Source organism: Pseudomonas sp. Pseusp11 (assembly GCF_047304405.1).
In the GTDB taxonomy this organism is placed as follows: Bacteria; Pseudomonadota; Gammaproteobacteria; order Pseudomonadales; family Pseudomonadaceae; genus Aquipseudomonas.
Genome location: NZ_JBGLZF010000032.1, coordinates 1 through 21,336, shown reverse-complemented (window position 1 = coordinate 21,336; position 21,336 = coordinate 1). Strand labels below are relative to the sequence as shown.

General features: G+C 61.4%; 17 protein-coding genes. 2 read left to right on the top strand and 15 right to left on the bottom strand.

What is annotated here, in order from left to right; all coding sequences use genetic code 11:
- The first annotated feature begins 66 nt into the window (after nucleotides 1-66).
- Nucleotides 67-1,215 carry a MalY/PatB family protein gene (locus ACCC96_RS22535; protein ID WP_413696944.1) on the top strand — a complete coding sequence of 383 codons (1,149 nt, stop codon included), beginning with the start codon at nucleotides 67-69 and terminating at the stop codon, nucleotides 1,213-1,215.
- A 51-nt stretch (nucleotides 1,216-1,266) separates the two neighbouring features.
- Here the strand turns inward: ACCC96_RS22535 and ACCC96_RS22530 are convergent, their stop codons facing one another.
- The 3 genes from ACCC96_RS22530 to ACCC96_RS22520 all read right to left on the bottom strand — a co-directional run bounded on the left by ACCC96_RS22530 (nucleotide 1,267) and on the right by ACCC96_RS22520 (nucleotide 6,247).
- Nucleotides 1,267-2,175: a zeta toxin family protein gene (locus tag ACCC96_RS22530; RefSeq protein WP_413696943.1), complete on the bottom strand. Its 909-nt coding sequence runs from the start codon at nucleotides 2,173-2,175 to the stop codon at nucleotides 1,267-1,269.
- Nucleotides 2,176-2,303: 128 nt separating this feature from the next.
- The gene (locus ACCC96_RS22525) at nucleotides 2,304-4,583 is read right to left on the bottom strand and encodes an ATP-dependent DNA helicase (RefSeq protein ID WP_413696942.1); all 2,280 of its coding nucleotides are present in this window, start codon (nucleotides 4,581-4,583) and stop codon (nucleotides 2,304-2,306) included.
- Nucleotides 4,580-6,247 carry a VRR-NUC domain-containing protein gene (locus tag ACCC96_RS22520; RefSeq protein ID WP_413696941.1) on the bottom strand — a complete coding sequence of 556 codons (1,668 nt, stop codon included), beginning with the start codon at nucleotides 6,245-6,247 and terminating at the stop codon, nucleotides 4,580-4,582. The genes ACCC96_RS22525 and ACCC96_RS22520 overlap by 4 nt, the downstream gene beginning before the upstream one ends.
- A 207-nt stretch (nucleotides 6,248-6,454) precedes the next feature.
- Here ACCC96_RS22520 and ACCC96_RS22515 point away from each other — a divergent pair, with 207 nt between their 5' ends.
- A complete protein-coding gene (locus ACCC96_RS22515) occupies nucleotides 6,455-6,679 on the top strand; it encodes a YgdI/YgdR family lipoprotein (RefSeq protein WP_258674117.1) in 225 nt (74 codons plus the stop codon).
- A gap of 179 nt (nucleotides 6,680-6,858) precedes the next feature.
- Here ACCC96_RS22515 and ACCC96_RS22510 read toward each other — a convergent pair whose 3' ends face one another.
- The 12 genes from ACCC96_RS22510 to ACCC96_RS22455 all read right to left on the bottom strand — a co-directional run bounded on the left by ACCC96_RS22510 (nucleotide 6,859) and on the right by ACCC96_RS22455 (nucleotide 21,020).
- Nucleotides 6,859-7,938 carry a tartrate dehydrogenase gene (locus tag ACCC96_RS22510; RefSeq protein WP_413696940.1) on the bottom strand — a complete coding sequence of 360 codons (1,080 nt, stop codon included), beginning with the start codon at nucleotides 7,936-7,938 and terminating at the stop codon, nucleotides 6,859-6,861.
- A 40-nt stretch (nucleotides 7,939-7,978) separates the two neighbouring features.
- Nucleotides 7,979-9,436 carry an NAD-dependent succinate-semialdehyde dehydrogenase gene (locus ACCC96_RS22505; RefSeq protein WP_413696939.1) on the bottom strand — a complete coding sequence of 486 codons (1,458 nt, stop codon included), beginning with the start codon at nucleotides 9,434-9,436 and terminating at the stop codon, nucleotides 7,979-7,981.
- A 149-nt stretch (nucleotides 9,437-9,585) separates the two neighbouring features.
- Entirely contained in the window at nucleotides 9,586-10,743 is a 1,158-nt protein-coding gene (gene argE / locus ACCC96_RS22500) for an acetylornithine deacetylase (RefSeq protein WP_019578987.1), read from the bottom strand.
- Complete coding sequence (locus ACCC96_RS22495; protein ID WP_204123543.1) at nucleotides 10,740-11,909, bottom strand: NAD(P)/FAD-dependent oxidoreductase; 1,170 nt, start codon at nucleotides 11,907-11,909, stop codon at nucleotides 10,740-10,742. Before ACCC96_RS22495 ends, argE begins: the two co-directional genes overlap by 4 nt.
- Complete coding sequence (locus ACCC96_RS22490; protein WP_413696938.1) at nucleotides 11,906-13,297, bottom strand: FAD-dependent oxidoreductase; 1,392 nt, start codon at nucleotides 13,295-13,297, stop codon at nucleotides 11,906-11,908. Before ACCC96_RS22490 ends, ACCC96_RS22495 begins: the two co-directional genes overlap by 4 nt.
- A complete protein-coding gene (locus ACCC96_RS22485) occupies nucleotides 13,279-13,587 on the bottom strand; it encodes a (2Fe-2S)-binding protein (protein ID WP_018925981.1) in 309 nt (102 codons plus the stop codon). Before ACCC96_RS22485 ends, ACCC96_RS22490 begins: the two co-directional genes overlap by 19 nt.
- Nucleotides 13,584-15,425: an ABC transporter ATP-binding protein gene (locus ACCC96_RS22480; RefSeq protein WP_413696937.1), complete on the bottom strand. Its 1,842-nt coding sequence runs from the start codon at nucleotides 15,423-15,425 to the stop codon at nucleotides 13,584-13,586. The genes ACCC96_RS22485 and ACCC96_RS22480 overlap by 4 nt, the downstream gene beginning before the upstream one ends.
- A gap of 1 nt (nucleotide 15,426) precedes the next feature.
- A complete protein-coding gene (locus ACCC96_RS22475) occupies nucleotides 15,427-16,302 on the bottom strand; it encodes an ABC transporter permease (RefSeq protein ID WP_018925983.1) in 876 nt (291 codons plus the stop codon).
- Complete coding sequence (locus tag ACCC96_RS22470; protein ID WP_258674124.1) at nucleotides 16,299-17,255, bottom strand: ABC transporter permease; 957 nt, start codon at nucleotides 17,253-17,255, stop codon at nucleotides 16,299-16,301. The genes ACCC96_RS22475 and ACCC96_RS22470 overlap by 4 nt, the downstream gene beginning before the upstream one ends.
- A gap of 47 nt (nucleotides 17,256-17,302) precedes the next feature.
- Nucleotides 17,303-18,940 carry an ABC transporter substrate-binding protein gene (locus ACCC96_RS22465; RefSeq protein ID WP_111453369.1) on the bottom strand — a complete coding sequence of 546 codons (1,638 nt, stop codon included), beginning with the start codon at nucleotides 18,938-18,940 and terminating at the stop codon, nucleotides 17,303-17,305.
- A 94-nt stretch (nucleotides 18,941-19,034) separates the two neighbouring features.
- Nucleotides 19,035-20,309: an NAD(P)/FAD-dependent oxidoreductase gene (locus ACCC96_RS22460; RefSeq protein WP_413696936.1), complete on the bottom strand. Its 1,275-nt coding sequence runs from the start codon at nucleotides 20,307-20,309 to the stop codon at nucleotides 19,035-19,037.
- A gap of 42 nt (nucleotides 20,310-20,351) precedes the next feature.
- Nucleotides 20,352-21,020, bottom strand: a complete 669-nt coding sequence (locus tag ACCC96_RS22455; RefSeq protein WP_019578995.1) for a haloacid dehalogenase type II — start codon at nucleotides 21,018-21,020, stop codon at nucleotides 20,352-20,354.
- Nucleotides 21,021-21,336 lie beyond the last annotated feature (316 nt).

The window sequence follows — 21,336 nt, the reverse complement described above, 5'->3', positions numbered from 1 at the left end:
CAGCGGTGAAGGTTGGCGCTTATCATGGCCGCCGGATTACCCCCTCTGCCTTTTATGAGACTGAGCATGACTTTCGATTTTGATCAGGTGTTCGACCGCCATGGCACCGGCAGTACCAAGTGGAGCCGCTACCCGGCCGACGTGTTGCCGATGTGGGTCGCCGACATGGACTTCGCCGCGCCGCCGGCGATCATTCAGGCCCTGCAAAAACGCCTGGAACACCCGATGCTCGGTTACAGCGTGGCTCAGGATGACTTGCGTGACGCCATCGTCGCCGACCTGTGGAACAAGTACGCCTGGCGTGTGCAGCCCCATGAACTGGTGTTCCTGCCGGGTATCGAATCAGGCTTCAACATGGCCCTGCATGCACTGGTTCAGCCGCAACAGAACGTGGTCGTGCAAACGCCGAACTATCCGCCGCTGCGCCATGCGCCGGGCCACTGGCAGCTGAACAAGGTCGAACTGGACTTCGACGCGCTGGCCGATGGCACGTACGCCACGCCTCTCGATGCCCTGCGCCAGGCCCTGCAAGGGGGCGGCGCGTTGCTGCTGAGCAACCCGCATAACCCGTTGGGCAAGGTTTTCCCCCGGGAAGAACTGCAAGCGGTCGCCGACATCTGCCTGGAACAGGACGCCTGGATCATCTCCGACGAGATCCATTCCGAACTGTGCTTCGACGGGCGCGTGCACATTCCAACCGCCTCGCTCAGCCCGCAGATCGCCAAGCGCACCATCACCCTGATGTCAGCGAGCAAGGCCTACAACATCGCTGGCCTGAAGACTGCGTTCATGATCATTCAAGACGCAGCGCTGCTCCATCGCGTCAACCATGCCCGCTGCGGCATGGTCGACAGCGTCAACCCGCTGGGCCTGGAAGCCACCCGCGTCGCCTACAGCGAAGGCCATCCATGGCTGACCGAACTCATGGCCTACCTGCAAAGCAATCGGGACTATCTGGTGGAAGCAGTTCGCACGCGGCTGCCGGGCGTGACCATGAACGTGCCCCAGGGCACTTATCTGGCGTGGCTCGATTGCACGGCACTGGGGCTGGACAACCCGCAGCAATTCTTCCTCGAACAGGCCAAAGTCGGACTGAGCGCCGGGCTGGATTTCGGCGATCACGCCCAGCAATTCGTGCGTCTGAACTTCGGCTGCCCACGGGCGTTGCTGGAAGAAGGGATTGCGCGGATGGAGCGTAGTTTGCGCAACCGCTGACTCGTGCGGTAACACGGATGAACTGTAGGAGCTGAGCTCCTACAGGGCGGATTATCGGTATACGTATTTGACGATGTAGGCGTACAGCTCGTTGTAGACGAAGTTCGGGACATAGCGGGCATGAGTCCGGGACTTATGCAACGCCACATGACACTCTTTGACCATTTCGTCTCGGTCGGTCATCGCGAAGACATGCTTGTCGATGATGCCGGAATAGACGCCGTGCGAAAAATGCGTGTTGAGTGTCGTCGAATCGATCGTTCCGTTGGCGGCCTTGGTGTAGGTGCTCTGAGCGCGCAAGACACGGTCTTTCAAACCACCAAACCCACGCTCGTACAAGATGATTTGCGAGCCGCTGATCGCCTTTGCGGCTGTCTCGAAGGCCGGGATGATCGCTTGTGCATATATCATGCTGGCCTCCAGCCTTGATGCCGGGAGAAATCTTTCCATTTCCTGATCTTCCAGGCTTTTCAGTGCTCTTTTGATGCTCGATACATGAGCGAACTCCTGATTGCAGGCGACGATGTGAGTTTCGAACTGGTAGCCGGCAGCCGTCGCCGTCGGTGGGAAAGCCGCGAAATCGATGCTGTCGAATGCACATTCCATGATGATGTTGTATTTGTTTTTAAACGCCTCGGTGAAGATCTTCGTGCTCACATCCCGGACAAAAGCCTCCGTATGTTCATAAGCGTGCAGGACACCGAGTTTGATCATTTCTGCGTATTGAGGGTGTTTTTTTCGGTATTCGGGCAAGTACAGCCGGACATAATTGGCATAGCGCTTGGTGGGCAAAAGGCTTTTTTCCAGCAAATAGGTTTTACCCGAGCCCTGTACCCCCGCGACAATCAGCATTTTGGGGAGTGTTTCGACGGTGATGCCACTGAATAATGTGGTGGTGATTTCAGTGAACGCTGCGGTGACTTGTTCTGGGGTGTAAGCGTAATTCGGTGCTACTGACATACCTTGATTTCCTTATCAAAGATTCGCTTGAAAGTGATTGCCTGCCCTTTGAATAAAGCGGTGTTTCGTTGTTTGTTCAAATGAGCGTGTCTTTCAAGATATGTCACTGTTTTACAAGGTAAAAACTCCTACAAGCCAGAAGGAAAATGCGTCAGCTCAACGGACCACCAACGCGGCAGTAATTGCTTGACCTTACTCTCGCCAAACCGGTCGTCGATCAGCATCACCACCCCTTGGTCCTCCCGTGTACGGATCACCCGCCCCGCCGCCTGCACCACTTTCTGCACACCGGGAAACAGGTAGGTGTAGTCATAACCGGCACCGAAAATCGCCGCCATGCGCTGTTTCAGCTGTTCGTTGACGGGATTGAGCTGCGCGAGCCCCAGGGTGGCGATGAAGGCGCCAATCAAGCGGGCGCCGGGCAAATCGATGCCTTCACCGAACGCGCCACCCAGCACCGCAAACCCGATGCCCTGCCCGTCGGCGGTGAATTGGTCGAGAAAGTCCTGACGCTGTGCTTCTCCCATGCCCCGGGACTGCGACCACAGCGTGATCTGCGGATACCGCTCGGCCAGCAACTGCGCCACTTGCTGCAAATAATCGAAACTGCTGAAAAACGCCAGGTAGTTGCCGGGCCGTTGGCTGAACTGTTTGGCGATCAGCTCGACGATGGGCGCAAGGGACGCCTGACGGTGGACGAACCGCGTGGATATCTGGCTGACGATGCGCACTTGCAGCTGATCGGCGTGAAATGGCGATTCCACATCGATCCATACCGTATTCGCCGGGGTGCCCAGCAAGTCGGCGTAGTAATGCCGAGGGCTCAGGGTCGCGGAAAACAGCACCGTGCTGCGCGCTGCAGTCAGGCGCGGGCGGATGAAACCGGCGGGTACCACATTGCGCAGGCACAGCTGCGACAGATTGCGCTTGCGCTCAAGGTCACGCTTGCTGATGTCGAATAGAAAATGCTCATCGAACAATTCAGCCACGCGGCCGAATTGCAGCATGTCGAAGTAAAAATTCTGCAACCCGCTGTCCAGGCCCTGAGGGTGATCATTCAGGTAGTCGCCGATGCTCGCACAGCATAACGACAACGCCTGAAGCAGTTTTTCCGGCGCTTTGTCGTACGCCTGATAGGGGCCGAGTTGCTGATCGTGCAAGGCATTCCATTCACGATTGACTCGCTGCAAGGATCTCTTCAGCGCCTCGGGGGCGGTTTTTCGTACGCCGCTCAAAGTCGCCTGGTCGAGGCTGGCGCTGTACATTTGCCGGCCGCGCTCCACCAGGTTGTGGGCCTCGTCCACCAGCACCGCGACGTTCCAGTTATTGGCCTGGGCCAGCCCGAACAACAACGCGCTGAAGTCGAAATAGTAGTTGTAGTCGGCGACCACCACGTCCGCCCAGCTGGCCATCTCCTGGCTCAAGTAATAAGGACAAACCTCGTGCTGCAGGGCAACCTCGCGCAAGGCACTCTGGTTCAACAGGCTCAATTGACTGGCGGCCTGACGCGCGTCCGGCAGACGATCATAAAAACCCTGCGCCAACGGGCAGGATTCGCCATGACAGGCCTTGTCCGGGTGCTCGCAAGCCTTGTCCCGGGCGATCATCTCGAGGACTCGCAACGGTTGCGTATCGGCGCTGTCGAGGATCACCTGAGCGGCGTCCAGCGCCAATTTGCGCCCCGGGGTTTTCGCCGTGAGGAAAAACACCTTGTCCAACTGCTGCGGCGCCAGGGCCTTGAGCATCGGGAACAGCGTGCCGATGGTCTTGCCGATACCGGTCGGTGCCTGGGCCATCAGGCAGCGGCCAGTGCTGACCGCCTTGAACACCGACTCGGCCAGATGCCGTTGGCCGGGGCGAAAATCGGCATGGGGGAAGCCCAGCTGTTGAGCCGCCAGATTGCGCCCTTCGCGATGGGCCATTTCCTGCTCGGCCCAGTGCAGGAACAATCCGCAGTGGTGCTCGAAGAACAGCTGCAAGTTGGCGGCGCTGAAGGTCTCGACCAGACGGGTTTCCTTCTCGCTGACGATGTCGAAGTACACCAGGGCCAGGTCGATCTGCGCCAAATCCAGTTTCTGACACATCAACCAGCCATAGACTTTCGCCTGCGCCCAGTGCAACTGCCGGTGGTTGGCCGGTTGCTTACTCAAGTCGCCACGGTAGGTTTTCACTTCTTCGAGGCAGTTTTGCCCCGGATCGTAGCCGTCCGCCCGGCCTTTCACGCTCAAGGTTCGATACTGGCCCTCAAGTGCGACCTCGTTCTGGTAACCCTCGCTGCGTCGTGACGCCACGGTGCGATGGCCGACAATGCCTTCCAGCGCGGTTGGCGACGGGGTGAAGCGCAGGTCGAGGTCGCCGACCTTGGCGGTGAATTCACACAACGCCCGCACCGCGATGCTGTAGCTCAAGCGCCCTGCTCCACCCATTGCACGTAGCAAACGGCAATCGGCATCTGGTGCTCATGACAGAACTCCAACCAACGTACCTGATTGTCTTGCAGGCGATCGCCGGGGCCTTTGACTTCAATCATTCGGTAGGTCTTGTGTTGCGGCCAAAACTGGATAAGGTCCGGCATGCCGGCGCGGTTGGCCTTGATGTCGAGCAGCAGTCGATTGAACCAGTGCTTGAGGTGTTCGGCGGGCAGACAGTCGAGCGCCTGCTCCAGCAGCTCCTCGCTCAGCGCGCCCCAGAATACGAACGGCGACTGCACGCCCCACTTGGCGTTGTAACGCTCGCGGATGGTCTGGGCGTAACGCCCATCATCGAGTTCGCCGAGGCAGGCCTGGAACAGCTCCGCGCGCCGCGCATGAAAGTCTTCGTTGTGCAGGTCCACCGGCCCGCGCTGGAACGGGTGAAAAAACGCGCCCGGCAACGGGGCGAAGATCGCCGGCCAGCACAGCAACCCGAACAGTGAGTTGATCAGGCTGTTCTCGACGTAATGCACCGGTGCCGACTCGTCCGCCAGATGCGCCTGAACGTAATACTCCACCGACAATGCCGGGTCGTGCCTGGGCAATTGCAGGTCCAGGCGCTGCATGGCCCGCGGGGCTGGCCGCTTGATCGGCGGCCCGCCCAGTTTGCGCCGCAGCCTGGGCAGCACACGCAATAAATGCTGATGTTCGGTGGCGCTTTCCGGGGTTTGCTCGGCTTGGCTCGCCAAATCCATGGCTAGTTGAAATTCACCACAGCGCTCCAGCACGCGAATTAGCCGCAAACGTGCGCCGGGATAGGCGCAATCGCGGTAGAGGCCCAGGGCGGTGGAAAAATCCGCGATACGCTCGCAGTGCTGAGCGATCTGGAACAGCAGCTTGGCCCGACGTCTTTGCAGCCAGGGATTGGCGAGTTCCAGCCTGTTGATCTGCTCGACAACCACCGCCACCTCTTCACCGGCCTCGAAATGCTGCTGACAGCTGTGCAGGAACAGGCAGGCGTCGACGTCTTCGCGACTGCGCAAGCCGCGGGACTCGGCGCAAAACTCGACTTTCTCGTAGGTGTAGATGCCGAGGTCAGCCAGAACGAATTCCGACCAGTCCTGGTAAAGATTGCCGAAGAACATCAGGCGCAACCGGTCGCACAGGCCCATGACGGTCAGGCTGAACAGTCGGTCATCCAGTGCCGGGCACCACTGGGCAAAACTTTGCGCTTCAGGAAACTGCTCGCTCAGGGCTGGCAGCCAATCGCTCTTTTTGCCTTTCGGTTGATCGATGGCGTCGCCAAAACACTGGAGAATCTCGGCCTTGAGCAGCAGCTCGAATACCTCCTCGACAGGCAGCGGCAACTGCTCGTCGATCCAGCCCAGGGCCAGGAGCGGTGCCGCGGCACTGGCGATGTCGCCGATTTCGACGTAACTCAGTTTGCCGGCCCTGAAATGCACGCCCTTGCGCATCACCAATCTGACCAACAAAGCCTGGGACTCGCGGGGCAGTCGATTGAAGTCGCGGATGAAGTCCTGCTCTTCGATGCTGAGTACATCGGCATAACGATGCTCAAGCCAATCAAGCACTTGCATGAAGTTGTTCAAGTAATAGAACGGGTCATCGAGCGGATTTACAATCACGGGCAATCGGGCCATGGCAAGCGAATACTGGTTATGCGTACAGATACCAGCTATGCCCCACCCGGTGCAAACGGAAAAGGATAAGTGGCGACGCTATCGGGCAATTTTCGGGTGACCATCGAACTTTCTGCCATTCCATCGCACCAACCGCGTTAGAAGCACAGTGAGGATTGATCTCGAATGAGGCGTTCGCATTGTTTTTATTGAGTGATGGAGGTGTGTATGAATATCAAGACTCTGGGTTTGCCCCTGGTGGTAGCGGCCCTTCTGGCCCTGACCGGTTGCTCGACGCCAACGGTCGTGACCCTGCAGAACGGCACCCAGTATTTGACCAAGGACATGCCGAACACCAAGGGCAAGGATGGCTTCTTCGAGTTCGAAGATATTTCCGGGGCGAAAGTGAAAGTCCGCGCCGATGACGTGGCCACGATTCGCAAGGAAGACTGATCCCTTGCGTTCGGCCGTAGCAGCTGTCGAGCCTGCGAGGCTGCGATCGGCGACGAAGTCGTCGTAAATCCTGTCCACGGTTTAGCTGAAACACCGCAGTGCCTGATTTCACGACTGCTGCGCAGCCGAACGCAGTCTCGCAGGCTCGACAGCTCTACACAAAGAGTGCGTCGCAGGCTTTAAAGCGCTTGCGCGATCGCCTTGCCGACCTCCTGAGTCGAGCCCTGCCCGCCCAGGTCCGGGGTGATTGGCCCTTCTGCAATCACCCGTTCGATCGCCTGCAGAATCCCGTCGTGCGCGGCGCGATAACGCTCATCGCCATTGCCCAGAAAATCCAGCATCAACGCACCGGACCAGATCATCGCGATCGGGTTGGCGATGTTGCGCCCATAGATGTCCGGGGCCGAGCCGTGCACCGGTTCGAACAGCGATGGAAAACGCCGCTCGGGATCGAGGTTGGCCGACGGTGCAATGCCAATGGTGCCAGTGCAAGCCGGGCCGAGGTCGGACAGAATGTCGCCGAACAGGTTCGACGCCACCACCACATCAAACCGGTCCGGTTGCAGTACAAAACGCGCGCACAGGATGTCGATGTGCTGTTTGTCCCAAGTGATGTCCGGGTACTGCGCGGCCATCAATGCCGTGCGTTCGTCCCAGTAAGGCATGCTGATGGAAATCCCGTTGGACTTGGTTGCCGCCGTCAGGCGTTTGCGCGGTCGGGTCTGGGCCAGGTCGAAGGCGAACTTGAGAATCCGGTCTACACCGCGTCGGGTGAACACCGACTCTTGCAGCACGAACTCATGTTCGGTGCCTTCGAACATCTTGCCGCCGACCGAGGAATACTCGCCTTCGGTGTTCTCGCGGATCACCACGAAATCGATGTCCCCCGGTTTGCGCCCGGCCAGCGGGCACGGCACGCCGGGAAACAGACGTACCGGGCGAATGTTCACGTATTGGTCGAAGTCGCGACGAAATTTCAGCAGTGAGCCCCACAAAGAAATGTGGTCCGGCACCTTGTCCGGCCAGCCGACGGCGCCAAAGTAGATCGCATCGAACCCCTTGAGCTGGTCGAACCAATCGTCGGGCATCATTTGCCCGTGTTCCAGGTAGTAATCGCAGTGAGCCCAGTCGAGCACTTCGATGCTCAGCTCCAACTGCCACTTCTTCGCGGCTTGCTCCAGTACCCGCAACCCTTCCGGCAGGACTTCCTTGCCGATGCCATCGCCGGCAATCGCGGCGATTCTGAATGGTTTACTCATCAATCATGCCTCGCAAAATGGCTGTGCAATCGTTGCCGGGTTACAGCCCACCGATATGGAAGGCTTTGACTTCTAGGTATTCATCCAGCCCGTACTTGCTGCCTTCACGGCCCAGCCCAGACTGCTTGATGCCGCCGAACGGCGCGACTTCCATGGAAATGAGCCCGGTGTTTAGGCCGACCATGCCGAACTCCAGCGCCTCGCCGAACCGCCAGGAACGGCGTAAATCCTGAGTGAAATAGTAGGCCCCCAGACCAAAAGGCGTGGCATTGGCCAAGGCCAGCGCTTCGGCCTCAGAGGTAAACCGCATCAACGGCGCCACCGGGCCGAAGGTTTCTTCGTTGGCCAGCAGCATGCCGGCGTGGGTGTCGCCAAGGACGGTCGGCTGAACGAACTGGTTGTCGCCTTCAGGAATGCCGCCGCAGAGCAAACGCGCGCCCAGGCTCAGGGCATCGTCGATGTGCCGGGCGACCTTGCTCACCGCCGCCGGGTTGATCAGCGGGCCGATGGTCACGTCGGCGTCCAGGCCATTGCCGACCTTGAGTTTGCCCACCTCCTCCACCAGTCGCTGGGCGAAACGTTCGTAGATGCCGTCCTGCACCAGAATGCGGTTGGCGCAGACGCAGGTCTGCCCGGCGTTGCGAAATTTGCTGAGCATGATCCCGGTTACCGCCTGCTCCAGGTCGGCGTCGTCGAACACAATGAACGGCGCGTTGCCGCCCAGTTCCAGGCTCAAGCGCTTGATGTGCTCAGCGCTCTGACGCATCAGCAGCCGACCGACCGCAGTGGAGCCGGTGAAGGAGATCTTGCGCACCGTCGGATTGCCGGTCAGTTCTTCGCCGATGCCGGCGGGCATGCCGGTCAGCACGTTGAACACCCCGGCCGGAATGCCGACGCGTTCGGCGAGTACCGCCAGGGCCAGGGCCGACAGCGGGGTCAAGTCCGAGGGTTTTACGATGATCGGGCACCCGGCGGCCAGGGCCGGCGCGCACTTGCGGGTAATCATCGCGTTGGGGAAATTCCATGGGGTGATCGCGGCACACACGCCGACCGGTTGCTTGAGGGTCAACAGGCGGCGGTCGCCGCTGGGGGCCGGCATGGTTTCGCCATAAACCCGGCGGGCCTCTTCGGCGAACCATTTGACGAACCCGGCACCGTAGCGGATTTCACCCTTGGCTTCGTTCAGCGGTTTGCCCTGCTCGCAGGTCATGATCAAGGCGAGGTCGTCGAGGTTGTCGATCATCGCCTGGTACCAGCGCTCCAACAGCGCCGCCCGTTCTGCCGCCGGGCGTGCGCGCCACGCCGGCCAAGCCCGCTCGGCAGCTTCGATGGCGCGTCGGGTTTCTGCGCCCAGCATGGCAGGCACCCGGGCAAGCAACTGGCCGGTGGCCGGGTCGATGACGTCCAGGGTCGCGGCGTTATCGGCGCCGATCCACTGCCCGTCCACATAAGCGAGTTCTGCCAGAAGGCTGGGGTCTTTCAAACGATTCTTGAGCATGGTCGAGTCCTGATCCGAGACATTTCCAGTCTAGGGAGGTGCCACGGACAAGGATGCTGAAAGCGTTTGATGGGCAGTGTTGGATGCTGAAATTCGCGGTGGGACGGCAGGCTCTACCGGCAAGCAGAAATCAAAAGATCTTGACGATCTCAAAGTTTCAGGGAGCCCAGCAATCCCTCCAGAAACCGCTCCCCAGCCTGCATCTGGCTGATCTCGATGAACTCGTCCGGCTTGTGCGCCTGTTCGATCGAGCCCGGGCCGCAGACCACTACCGGTACATCCAGACGCTGCTTGAACAACCCGCCCTCGGTGCCGAACGAGACTTTGGCGGTGCCGGTGTCCGGTGCGGCGAAGTTTTTCAGGAAGCGCACCGCTTCAACGCTCGGGTGGGTATCGAGGCCCGGATAGACGTTGAGGGTTTCGATCTCGATGTCTGCCACGCTGGACAACTTTTTCGCCTCGCGCACGATCACTTCTGCACGCTCGCGCATCTGCTCCAGGAACTGATCCAGATCGTCCGCCGGCAAGTTACGTACCTCGAAATCCAGGGTGCACAGGTTCGGCACGATGTTCAGCGCCTTGCCGCCGACAATCTGCCCGACGTGCACGGTGCTGTAAGGCACGTCGTAATCGGCATCCTGTGCGCCCTGCTCTTGCAGTTGCTGCTGGCTCTGACGCAGAGCCGCGATGAAATCGCAGGCCACGTGAATCGCATTGACCGAACGCGGTGCCAACGAGGAGTGCGCTTCCAGGCCACGGCAGTAAGTGCGGTAAGACCCCTTGCCCTTGTGCCCCAGCACGAACTGCATGTTGGTCGGCTCACCGATCAGGCACAAAAACGGCCGCACTGGCGCCAGGTGCAGCACGTCGAGTAAACGTCGTACACCGACGCAGCCGGTTTCTTCGTCATGGGACAAGGCGATTTGCAGCGGTCGGCTCAACGAATGGTCGGCGGCATCGAGCATGGCGTCGATGGCCAACGCGATAAACCCCTTCATGTCGCAACTGCCCCGGCCGTAAATCCGCCCGTCCTGCACCGTCGCCTCAAACGCCGGCAAGGTCCAGGCCTGACCTGCCGCCGGCACTACGTCGGTGTGGCCGGACAACAGAATGCCTGGTAACTCTTTAGGGCCGGTGCTGGCGAACAGGTTGGCCTTTTTACCCGTTTCGTCCTTGACGATCAGTGACTCGATGCCCTTGGTCAGCAGCAAGTCGCGTACGTACTCGATCAGGGCCATGTTCGACTCCGAGGACACGGTGTCGAAGGCCATCAGGCGTTTGAGAATATCCAGTACACGGGGTTTCATGAGGCCCTGCTCCTTTGCTCGGTTGTCCGTTGCTCGGCTGAAGGGGTGAACCGGCGGATCGAGAACGGCTCAATCGAAGTGCTGGTGCTGCCGGTGCTGATCAGTTCGGCCATCACGTCGCCGACGCCTGGGCCGAGCTGGAAGCCATGACCGCAGAAGCCGAACGCATAGTACAAACCGTCAACGTTGCCGCTGGGGCCCATCACCGGCAAGGAATCGGGCAAGTAGCCTTCAATGCCACTCCACACGCGGATGATGTTCAGGTTGCCGACGCCCGGCAGCAGGCGACGCATCTGATCCATCTGATTGAGAATGCTACGCGGCTCGACATAGGCGCGGCGGTTGAGCATGTCCGGTTTGCTGCGGTAGCCGCCACCGATGATGATGTTGCCGCGCGGGATCTGGCGGAAGTAGATCACTTCTTCGGGGATCTTGGTGTACACGCCGATCACCGTTGGCAAGGCGTACGGCACCGGTTCGGTCACGGCCATTTGTGGGCCGTTGGTATCCAGCGGCACCGGTTCGCCGAACTGCGCCGAGAGTTTCTGGCCCCAGGCGCCGGCGGTGATCAGCAAGCGCTCGGCGCCGAACTGGCGACCGTCGGTGGTGGTCACCGTGAACTCGCCGGCAGTTTTCTGCACCTCGGCGACTTCAGTCTGTTCCTCGATCCGCGCCCCGAGGCGGCGTGCCGCCCGGGCAAATGCCGGGGCTGCCAGACGCGGGTTGGCGTGGCCGTCGTGGGGCGCGTAAGAGCCGCCCTTCACGTCCGGCCCGAGGAACGGAAAGCGCTGGTGCAGTTCGGCGCCACGATAGATTTTCAAGTCCAGTTGCGCCGCCTCGGGCGCCGCCGCGTAGGCTTCCAGCTCCGGGATCTCATCCTCGCGGTAACACACGCGCATGTGCCCGCTGGCGATGAATTCGAGGTCGTCATCGATCAGCTCAGGCAAGCGTTTCCACAGCGCCCAAGAACGGTTGGCCAATTCCAGTTGACCGAGGAAGCGCCCCTGACGCCGGACGTTGCCGAAATTGACGCCGCTGGCGTACTGACCAATCTGGTCGCGCTCCAGCAGAATCACCGACTGCCCGCGCTGGCGCAGGAAAAACGCCGCCGCCGAGCCCATAAGGCCGCCGCCGACAATCACTACATCGGCTTTGTGTAGCGTCATGGCGACACCTCCTCGGTGAGCATCGAAAGGGGTTTGACCGGTGCCTGTCCACGCTGCCGGCCGACCTGTTGCACGCTGACGCCCGCCGCCGCGGCAATCACTTCGGCCCCGGCCTGGGAGCAATAACGCCCCTGGCAGCGGCCCATGCCGACCCGGCTGAAGGCCTTGGCCCGATTGACTTCACAGGCCCCCTTCTCGCTCACGGTACGGCGCAACTCGCCGGCGCTGATCATCTCGCAGCGACAGACGATGGCTGAGTCCGGCAAGGCTTTGGCTTGCGCCGCCGGCCAGGGAAATGCCTGGGCCAGGCCGAGGCGAAACTCATCCATCACCGCCAACGCATGGCGTTGTTCGTCGCGCAAACCGGCGTTCACCGGTTGCTGCAGATCTTCCAGCAACGCCATCGCCACCAAGCGCCCGGCATGTTCGGCGGCATCGGCACCGCGAATCTTTGAGCCGTCCCCGGCGGCATACACACCGTTGACCGAGGTGCGGCCCTCTTCATCGACGGCCAGCCACCACTGGCTGGAGGCCTCATCGAAGCGCATGCGACAACCGGCCAGATCGGCCAGTTGGGTTTCCGGGCGCAAGTGATAACCCAACGCCACAGCATCACAGTCCACCGTTAACGTCTCACCGCGCGCGGTACGCACCCGCACACCGCTGACGCCACTGGCCGCGTCGCCTTGCACCTGAAGCGGCGAAATCCCCAGATGCACCGGGATTTTCGCCCGATACAACTGCGCCAGTAACTTCATCCCGGTGAACAGCAATCCCGGACGCGCCATCAGCTTCGGCACTGCCGCGATGCGCTTGCTGAGGGGTGAAGTGTCGAGCACCGCCGCCACATTGGCGCCTGCTTTGACGTATTGGCTGGCGACCAGATACAGCAACGGCCCGCTGCCCATGAACACCACGCGGTGGCCGATGGAAACCGCCTGGGACTTGAGCGCGATTTGCGCCCCGCCAAGGCTGTAAGTACCCGCCAACTGCCAGCCTTCGATCGGCATCAAGCGGTCGGTGGCGCCGGTGCAGAGGATCAGCGCATCGTAATCCACCGTCGAGTGCTTGCCCTGGCTGACGCAGCACAATTGCCCCGGCGTCAGGTTCCACACCAGCGTGTCGGGGCGGTAGTCGATTTGCCCGCGCAATCGGTCGAAACTCTGGTGCAGATCCTTGGCCTTGGCCGCTTCGGTGCCATACAGGGTGGCGTAGTCCCGGGTAAAACCTTCGGGCTGGCGCCGGTAGATCTGCCCGCCATCCCGGCGATTCTCATCGATCAGGATCGGTTTCAAGCCAGCCGCCAGCAGCGTTTCGGCACAGCGAATGCCGGCCGGCCCGGCGCCGACAATAACCACTCGTTGAGCGCTCAGCCGTGCAGTGGCCATATTGCCTCCGGTTGTGTGGTGACGATGTCCAGCCCTTCGCGGACTTCATTGGAACAGGCGCGCAAACGCTCGCCACTGCGGGTCCAGACCCAACAATCCTGGCAGGCGCCCATCAGGCAGAAACCGGCGCGGCGGCCCGAGTCGAATTCCGATTGGCGCAGCGCCGAGCCCTGGGTCAGCAACGCGACCATTAATGTGTCGCCCTGCAACGCCTCAATGGGCGAACCGTCCACCGTCAGCTTGACGGTCGGCCGGCCCTGCTCGGCCAGCCTCACAAAACGCCCTTTCATGCATAAGCTCCCAGGCTCATGGTGGATAAACCATGCTGTGTTTTCAGCAACTCGGCACTGTCGTGATGACAAAGAATTTCGCTACCGCCGTCGATGATCCGCCGGTTCGGCGCGGTGTGATTGCACAGGCCGTCGACCCGCACCGGACAGCGACTGAGAAAGGTGCACAGCTCCGGCACATTGGCCTTGGCGCCAATCGGCGGCAGCGTGCCGCAGGTGGTGCCGCAGTTTTCCAGCCAGCCCTGACGCAGTTCCGGCACCGAATGGATCAACAGGTCGGTGTACGGATGGAACGGTGCCTGGGCAAACGCCTGCCGGCTGCCGGCCTGAACCTTGTGGCCGCTGTACATCACCACAATGTCGTCGCACAGCGCGCGTACCGTGGAAATGTCATGGCTGATGAACAGATACGACACCCCCAGTTGCTGACGCAGGTCGCGCAGCAGTTCGAGAATCGCCGCGCCGACCACGGTGTCCAGCGCCGAGGTCACCTCGTCGCAGAGGATCAGGTCCGGTTTGGCCGCCAGGGCACGGGCCAGGTTGACCCGCTGTTTTTGCCCGCCGGAGAGTTCATTCGGACGGCGTTCGGCCATGGCGCGCGGCAAGCGCACCAGGTCCAGCAGTTCGCCGATACGCTCGCGCAGCGCGGCGCCCTTGAGGCCAAAGTACATTTTCAGCGGTCGGCTCAGAATAGTGCTGACGCTGTGCATCGGGTTGAGCGCGGTGTCGGCATTCTGGAACACCATCTGAATCCGGCGGAACTGTTCATCGGTGCGCTCGGACAGGCTACCGCCCAGTGGCTGGCCATCGAAGGTCAGGCCGCCCAAGGCCGGCGTCAGCAACCCGGCCACCACCCGCGCCAGCGTCGACTTGCCGGAGCCCGACTCGCCGATCACGCCAATGGCCTGGCCCCGGCGCACAGTCAGGTCGATGTCTTCGAGCACGCGAATCGACGGCATGCCTTGCAGGTTCTTGTTGCCGTAACCGGCGGTCAGCCCCTGGATGGTCAGCAGCGGTGTTTCTTCAGCGATGCCGCAAGGTGGGCGAATCGTCGTGTCCGGGCGTGCCGCCAGCAGCAGGCTGCGGGTGTATTCGTGGGCCGGGGCCTTGAGCAGTGGCGCGGTGGCGCTCTGCTCGAAAATCTGTCCGCCGTTGAGTACCACAATCTGATCGGCCATTTGCGCTACGACCGCCAAATCATGAGACACATAAACCGCCGTCGCGCCTCGCTCGCGGACCACCCGTTTGAAAGCGCGCAGCACGTCGATCTGCGTCGTCACGTCGAGGGCGGTGGTCGGCTCGTCGAGCACCACCAGCAGCGGATCGCTGATCAGCGCCATGGCCGCCATCACCCGTTGCAACTGCCCGCCGGATACTTGGTGCGGGTAACGCTGGCCAATGTGATCGGGGTCCGGCAAGGCCAGATCGCGGAACAGTTCGATGGCTTTGGCTTCCAGCACGGCCCGGCTACCCAGGCCGTGAATCAATGCGCCCTCCACCACTTGATCGATCAGTTTTTTCGCCGGGTTGAACGCAGCGGCGGCGCTCTGGGCAATGTACGACACCCGATTGCCGCGCAGGCCTTGCAGTTCGCTTTCGCTCAACGCCAGCATGTCGTGTTCGCCGACTTGCACCACGCCAGACGCCAATCGACAACCGCGTCGGGCATAGCCGAGCAACGCCAGCGCTATGGTGGTCTTGCCGGAGCCGGACTCACCGATCAACGCCAGCACTTCACCTTTGGCCAGGGAGAAGCTCACGCCCTTGACGATCTCCACCTCGCCACGCTCGCCGCAAGCGACCACGCGCAGGTCTTCGACTCGAATCAAATCACTCATTTCAATGACCTCCCGTACGTCGACTACGCCGTGACGACAGTCGGTCGATGAACAGATTCACGCCGATGGTCAAGGTGCCGATGGCCAGCGCTGGAATCACGATGGCTGGCGCGCCCTGATTGAGGCCGCCGATGTTCTCGCGCACCAGCGAACCCAGGTCGGCATCCGGCGGTTGCACACCGAGGCCGAGGAAACTCATGCCGCTGAGCAGCAGCACGATGAAGCCGAAGCGCAGCCCCAGATCGGTCAGCACCGGGTTGAGCATGTTCGGCAGGATTTCCACGCAGGCGATGTACAACCGACGCTCGCCACGGGTGCGGGCCACTTGCACGTATTCCAGCGCTTCGATGTTCACCGCCATGCTGCGGGCGATGCGGAACGCGCCTGGGGTGAAACTCAAGACTGCGGTGCAAATCAGCAACAGCACCGAAGAACCGAACGCCGAGACCATGATCAACGCCAGCATCTTGCTCGGGATGGATATAAAGGCATCCATCAAACGGCTGATCACTTCGTCCAGCCATTTCGGCGACACCACCGACAGCAGCGCACATCCGGTCCCCAGCGTGCTGGCCAGCACCGCTGAAATCAGCGCCAGCCCCACGGTGAACCGCGCGCCGACGAGAATGCGGCTGAGCATGTCGCGGCCCAGGTAATCGGTGCCCAACGGGTAAGCCGCGCTGAGGCTGTCGAACACGTTATCGGAGACCACTTCACCCACCGGGTGCGGCGCCAGCCACGGACCGAAGATAGCCACCAGCAGCCAGATCACACACATCGCCGCCCCGACCAGGCCAAGCCACGACGGTCCATGGGCGACCTTGCCCAATGCCAGCTCGGGCCCGGCAGGCGCCGATTTCGCCATGAGATCGTTCATTGGTTTCTCAGCCTCGGATTGGAAAGAATCGCGCACAGGTCAGCAATCAGCACCAACCCCAGGTACGCCGTACAAAACAGCATGGTGCAGGCCTGAACCAGCGCCATGTCACGGTTGGTCACGGCATCGACCATCAGGCTGGCGATGCCGGGGTAGTTGAAGATCGTCTCGACGATCACCACCCCGCCCAGCAGGTACGACAGGCTCAGGGCGATGGCATTGGCAATCGGCCCGATGGCGTTGGGCAAGGCATGGCGCAACACGATCCGCACCGGGCTCACGCCCTTGAGCCGGGCCATTTCCACATAGGCGCTGTCGAGCTGATCGATCACTGCCGCCCGGGTCATGCGCGCCATTTGCGCGACAATCACGCAGCACAGGGTCATCACCGGCAAGGCGTAGGTACGCATGAATTGCCAAGGTGAGGTGATGTCGCTGGCATAGGACAGCGCCGACAGCCAGCCCAGGTTCACCGCAAAAATCAGCACCGCCAGGGTCGCCACCAGAAACTCCGGCACGGCGACCAGGGCCAGGGTGATGAAGCTGAGGAAACTGTCCATGCGCCCGCCCCGGCCCATGGCCGAGCCGATGCCGAGGATCAGCGCCACCGGCACCGACACCAGCGCCGTGACGGCCGCCAGCATCAGTGTGTTGGGCACCCGCCCGGCCATCAGCTCGCTGACCGGCAAGGCATTGGACACCGATTGCCCCATGTCGCCGCTCAGCAGATTGATCAACCAATGCAGGTAACGCACCACACCGGGTTGATCCAGCCCCAGTTTCAGACGCAAGGCCGCCACCTGTTCCGGCGTGGCGAATTGCCCGAGCGCCTGTTGCGCCGCGTCCCCCGGCAGTACCGCCGTGATCGCAAACACGACCATGGACACGATCAACAAGGTCACGATCGCCGCGCCCAGGCGTCGGCCGATCAACCACAGTGTGTTGCTATTCATCGCCCTACCCTCATGCAATAGCCCCGCTTACGCCCGTGTGCGGCCGATCAGGCATCGAGCCAGACCTGTTCGGCGAACATGTAGCCCATGAAACCGCCGAGGGGGTTGCTGCCGTAGCCCTTGATGCGCTGGTCGACGCCGTCGATGTTGCTGATGAACACCGGCACGCCGATGCCACTGTGTTCATGCACCAGTGCCTGCATATCGGCGTACATCTTGCTGCGCTTGGCGTCGTCGGTTTCACCGCGGGCGAGCATCAGCAACTGGTCGAACTGATCGTTCTTCCAGCCCGACTCGTTCCATGGCGCGCTGGACTGGAAGAACTGCGAGAACATAACGTCGGCGTTTGGCCGAGGGTTGATGTTGCCGAAGCTCAGCGGGTGCTTCATCCAGTGGTTGGACCAGTAGCCGTCGCTGGGCAGGCGGTTGACGTCGAGCTTGAGCCCGGCCTGTTTCGCCGATTGCTGCAACAGCACGGCGATGTCCACCGAACCGGTTGCGGCAGGCGATGCCACCAGCGGCATGCTGATGCTTTCCATGCCGGCCTTCTTCAGCAGGAATTTGGCTTTTTCCGGGTCGTAGGCCCGCTGCGGCAGGTCGGCGTTGTAGTAGCGCGAGCCCGGGGAAATCGGATGGTCGTTACCAACGACGGCAAAGCCACGGAACACCGCGGATTTCACTTGTTCACGGTCCAGCAAATACTTCATTGCCTGAGTGAATTCGGCGCTTTTACCCGGCATCTGGTCCTGACGGATGATCAGGTCGGTGTAGTTGCCCGACGGCGCATCGACGACCCGGTGTTTGGCGCTGGCCTTGATCCGTGTGGTCGAGCGTGGGTTGACCTCGTTGATCATGTGCACGTCGCCCGACAGCAGCGCGTTGACGCGTGACGGTTCGTCGGCAATCGCGATGAATTCGATCTCGTCGAGGTACGGCAGGCCTGGTTTCCAGTAGCCGGTGTTGCGCGCGGCAATTGAGCGCACGCCCGGTTTGAATTCCTTGACCGTGAACGGCCCGGTGCCGATGCCCTGGTTGAAGTCGGTGGTGCCTTCGGGAACGATCAACAAGTGCGACACGGCGAGGATCGACGGCAGCTCGGCGTTCGGCGCGCTCAGGCGGATCTGCACTTCGTGGGTGCCGGTGGCCTTGATCTCTTCGAACTGCGCCATCAGCGGCATGACCTTGGAACCGGTCAGCGGGTCTTTGTGGCGCGACAGCGAGAACACCACGTCGGCGGCGCTCAGGGTCTTGCCGTTGTGAAAGGTCACGTCCTTGCGCAGGGTGATGATCCACAGCGTCGCATCGGTGTTATCGATGCGCTCGGCCAGTTCCAGTTGCGGCACCAGGTGGCTGTCGAAACGGGTCAGGCCGTTGTAGAACATGAAGTGACGCACGTAGTCGGTAGACAGCGCGCCCTTGGCCGGGTCCAGGGTGTCGGCGGTGGAACTGGACATGCCGGCGACGCGAATCCGCCCGCCCGGCTTGCCTTTACCCGGGGTTGCCGCTTCTTCGGCGAACAGTTTGCCGGCAGCACCGAACAGGCTACCGGCACCCGCTGCGGCAACACCCGCCACGCCGAGCATCTGCAAGGCGTGGCGGCGTGACATGCCACGGTTGAGGCCTTCGAATACCCGCAGGCTGTCCTGGCCGGAAATCAGTTTCGAGTCGATCTTGTTGTCAGTCATATCAGTTGTACCTGTCGAAAATCAGAAGATTCGAGTGCTCCGGTTGACCGGAACGTCCTGGAAACGCAAACGACGGTGACGCCACAACATCAACTCAATGCAAATAGTCCTGGAGGCGGTAGTAAGCGCCCACGAACGGCAAGAACCACGGCTTGCCGAAATGCCCGGGAATCGCTGGCCAGTCGAGTTCGCGCCAGGGATTGGCCTCGACTTTGCCGGCCATCACCTCGGCCATCACCTGGCCCATGTGCACCGACATCTGCACGCCATGACCGCTGTAGCCCATGGAGTGATAAACCCCGCCATGCTGACCGGCGCGAGGCAATCGATCGGACGTCATGTCGACCAGCCCGCCCCAGCAGTAGTCGATTTTCACCTTGGCCAACTGCGGGAACATCTGCACCATCGCCGCTTGCAGCACCTTGCCGCTCTTGGCGTCGGACACGCTGTCGGACATGGCAAACCGCGCACGGCCGCCGAACAGCAAGCGGTTGTCCGGGGTCAGGCGAAAGTAGTTACCGATCATGCGACTGGTGACATAGGCACGCCGACCGGGCAGCAACTGATCGATGAGGAACTGCGGCAGCACCTCAGTGGCGATCACAAAACTGCCGACCGGCACGATCCGCCGCCGATACCAGCCCAGGCCACCGTGCTGACAAGCGCCGGTCGCCAGCAATACTTGCCCGGCGTGCAAAGAACCCTTGGCGGTGTTGACCCGATAACCGCCGGCCTGGGCCTTCCAGTCCGTCACCGGTGTACCTTGATAGATCAGCGCGCCATGACGAGCAGCGGCCTCGGCCAGACCGACGCCGAAGCGCCCGACGTGCATCTGCACGCCGTTGCGCTGCAGCAAGCCTCCATGGAACTGGGCCGAACTCACTTCGGCGCGGGTCTGTTCGGCGTTAAGCAACTCGACCTCGGCATCGACTTCCTTGCGAATCAATTCGCAAGTGCGCGCCAGGCCTTCGTAGTGCAGCGGTTTGGCCGCCAGTTTGAGCTTGCCGTTGCGCTTGAGATCGCAAGCGATCTGCTCCTGCTCCACCAGGGACACAACGCTCTGCACCGCGCTTTCATAGGCCTGGTAATAGGCCCGCGCCTTGTCGGCACCGAGGCTGGCACTCAGCCCGGCATAGTCCTGGGCAACGCCGGTGTTGCACTGGCCGCCGTTGCGCCCGGAGGCTTCGCCGATCACTCTCCCGGCTTCCAGCACCACCACACTGGCGCCCTTCAAGGCCAGCGCGCGAGCCGCCGCCAAGCCGGTGAAACCGCCACCGACGATGGCCACGTCGACCTGCCCGGGCAATGCGCCGAGCTGAGCACCGGTGAAGGCCGGTGCGGTGTCGAGCCAGTAGGATTCACTGCCCATGTCTAACCCCTTATTGCGTGAAGAGCGCCGTTACCGTTCAACTCAGAGACCGACCAGCGCCGCCAGTCCACCGATGTCGGTGATCTGCTGGTAGCCGTAGAACGCATTGCCCGGAACCTCGTGACCACGGGCGACGAAGGCCTTGTTCTTGATCTTCATGTCGTGGGCCGGCATCAGGTCGTAACGGAAACTGGAAGACACATGCAAGATGTCTTCCGGGCCGCAGTTGAGGTTGTCGAGCATGTACTCGAACGCCGCCAGGCGCGGCTTGTAGGCCTGGGCCTGTTCGGCGGTGAAGACCTTGTGAAACGGTGCGCCGAGCTTGTCGACGTTGGACATGATCTGGCTGTTGCTGGCGTTGGAGAAAATCACCAGGGGGATCTTGTCGGCGATTTTCGACAGACCGGCCGGCACGTCCGGGTGCGGGCCCCAGGTCGGCACGGCGTCGTAATACAGCTGGCCTTCGCCACGGTATTCGACACCCCAACGCTTGCAGACCCGTGCCAGGGAGGTCTTGAGAATCTCATCATAAGGCCGCCAGTCACCCATGACCTGATCCAGGCGATAGGCGGAAAAATCCTTGACGAACTGATCCATCTGCTCGGGCACCACGCGGTCGGCGAACAGTTCGCGAGTCATCGTGCCCATGTGGAAATTGGTCAGCGTACCGTAGCAGTCGAACGTAATGAATTTGGGGCGTAGAAAGCTCATTGAGTGCGGTCCTGAAGTTCGTTGAGGTCATGGCGCGACAGGTATTCGCTGCGTTTCGGGAGCGGCGATGCAACGCTGCAGCACACCGTCATTACAACACCGTGAAATCAGCAGATGGCGTTAAAAGCGACCTCTGCTTGATACAAACCACCGTTTTAGCCTGCCCCCTCAGCAGACTTTGCGGCTCGCTCCAGCCTTGGGCAAACCCCGTATTTATGCGCTCTTATGGACCTTCATGACTATGCGAGGCTGACGAACGCCCCCATTCACGGCAGAACCTGCGCCGGGCTGAACGAAAACGGGCGCTTCCCTGAGG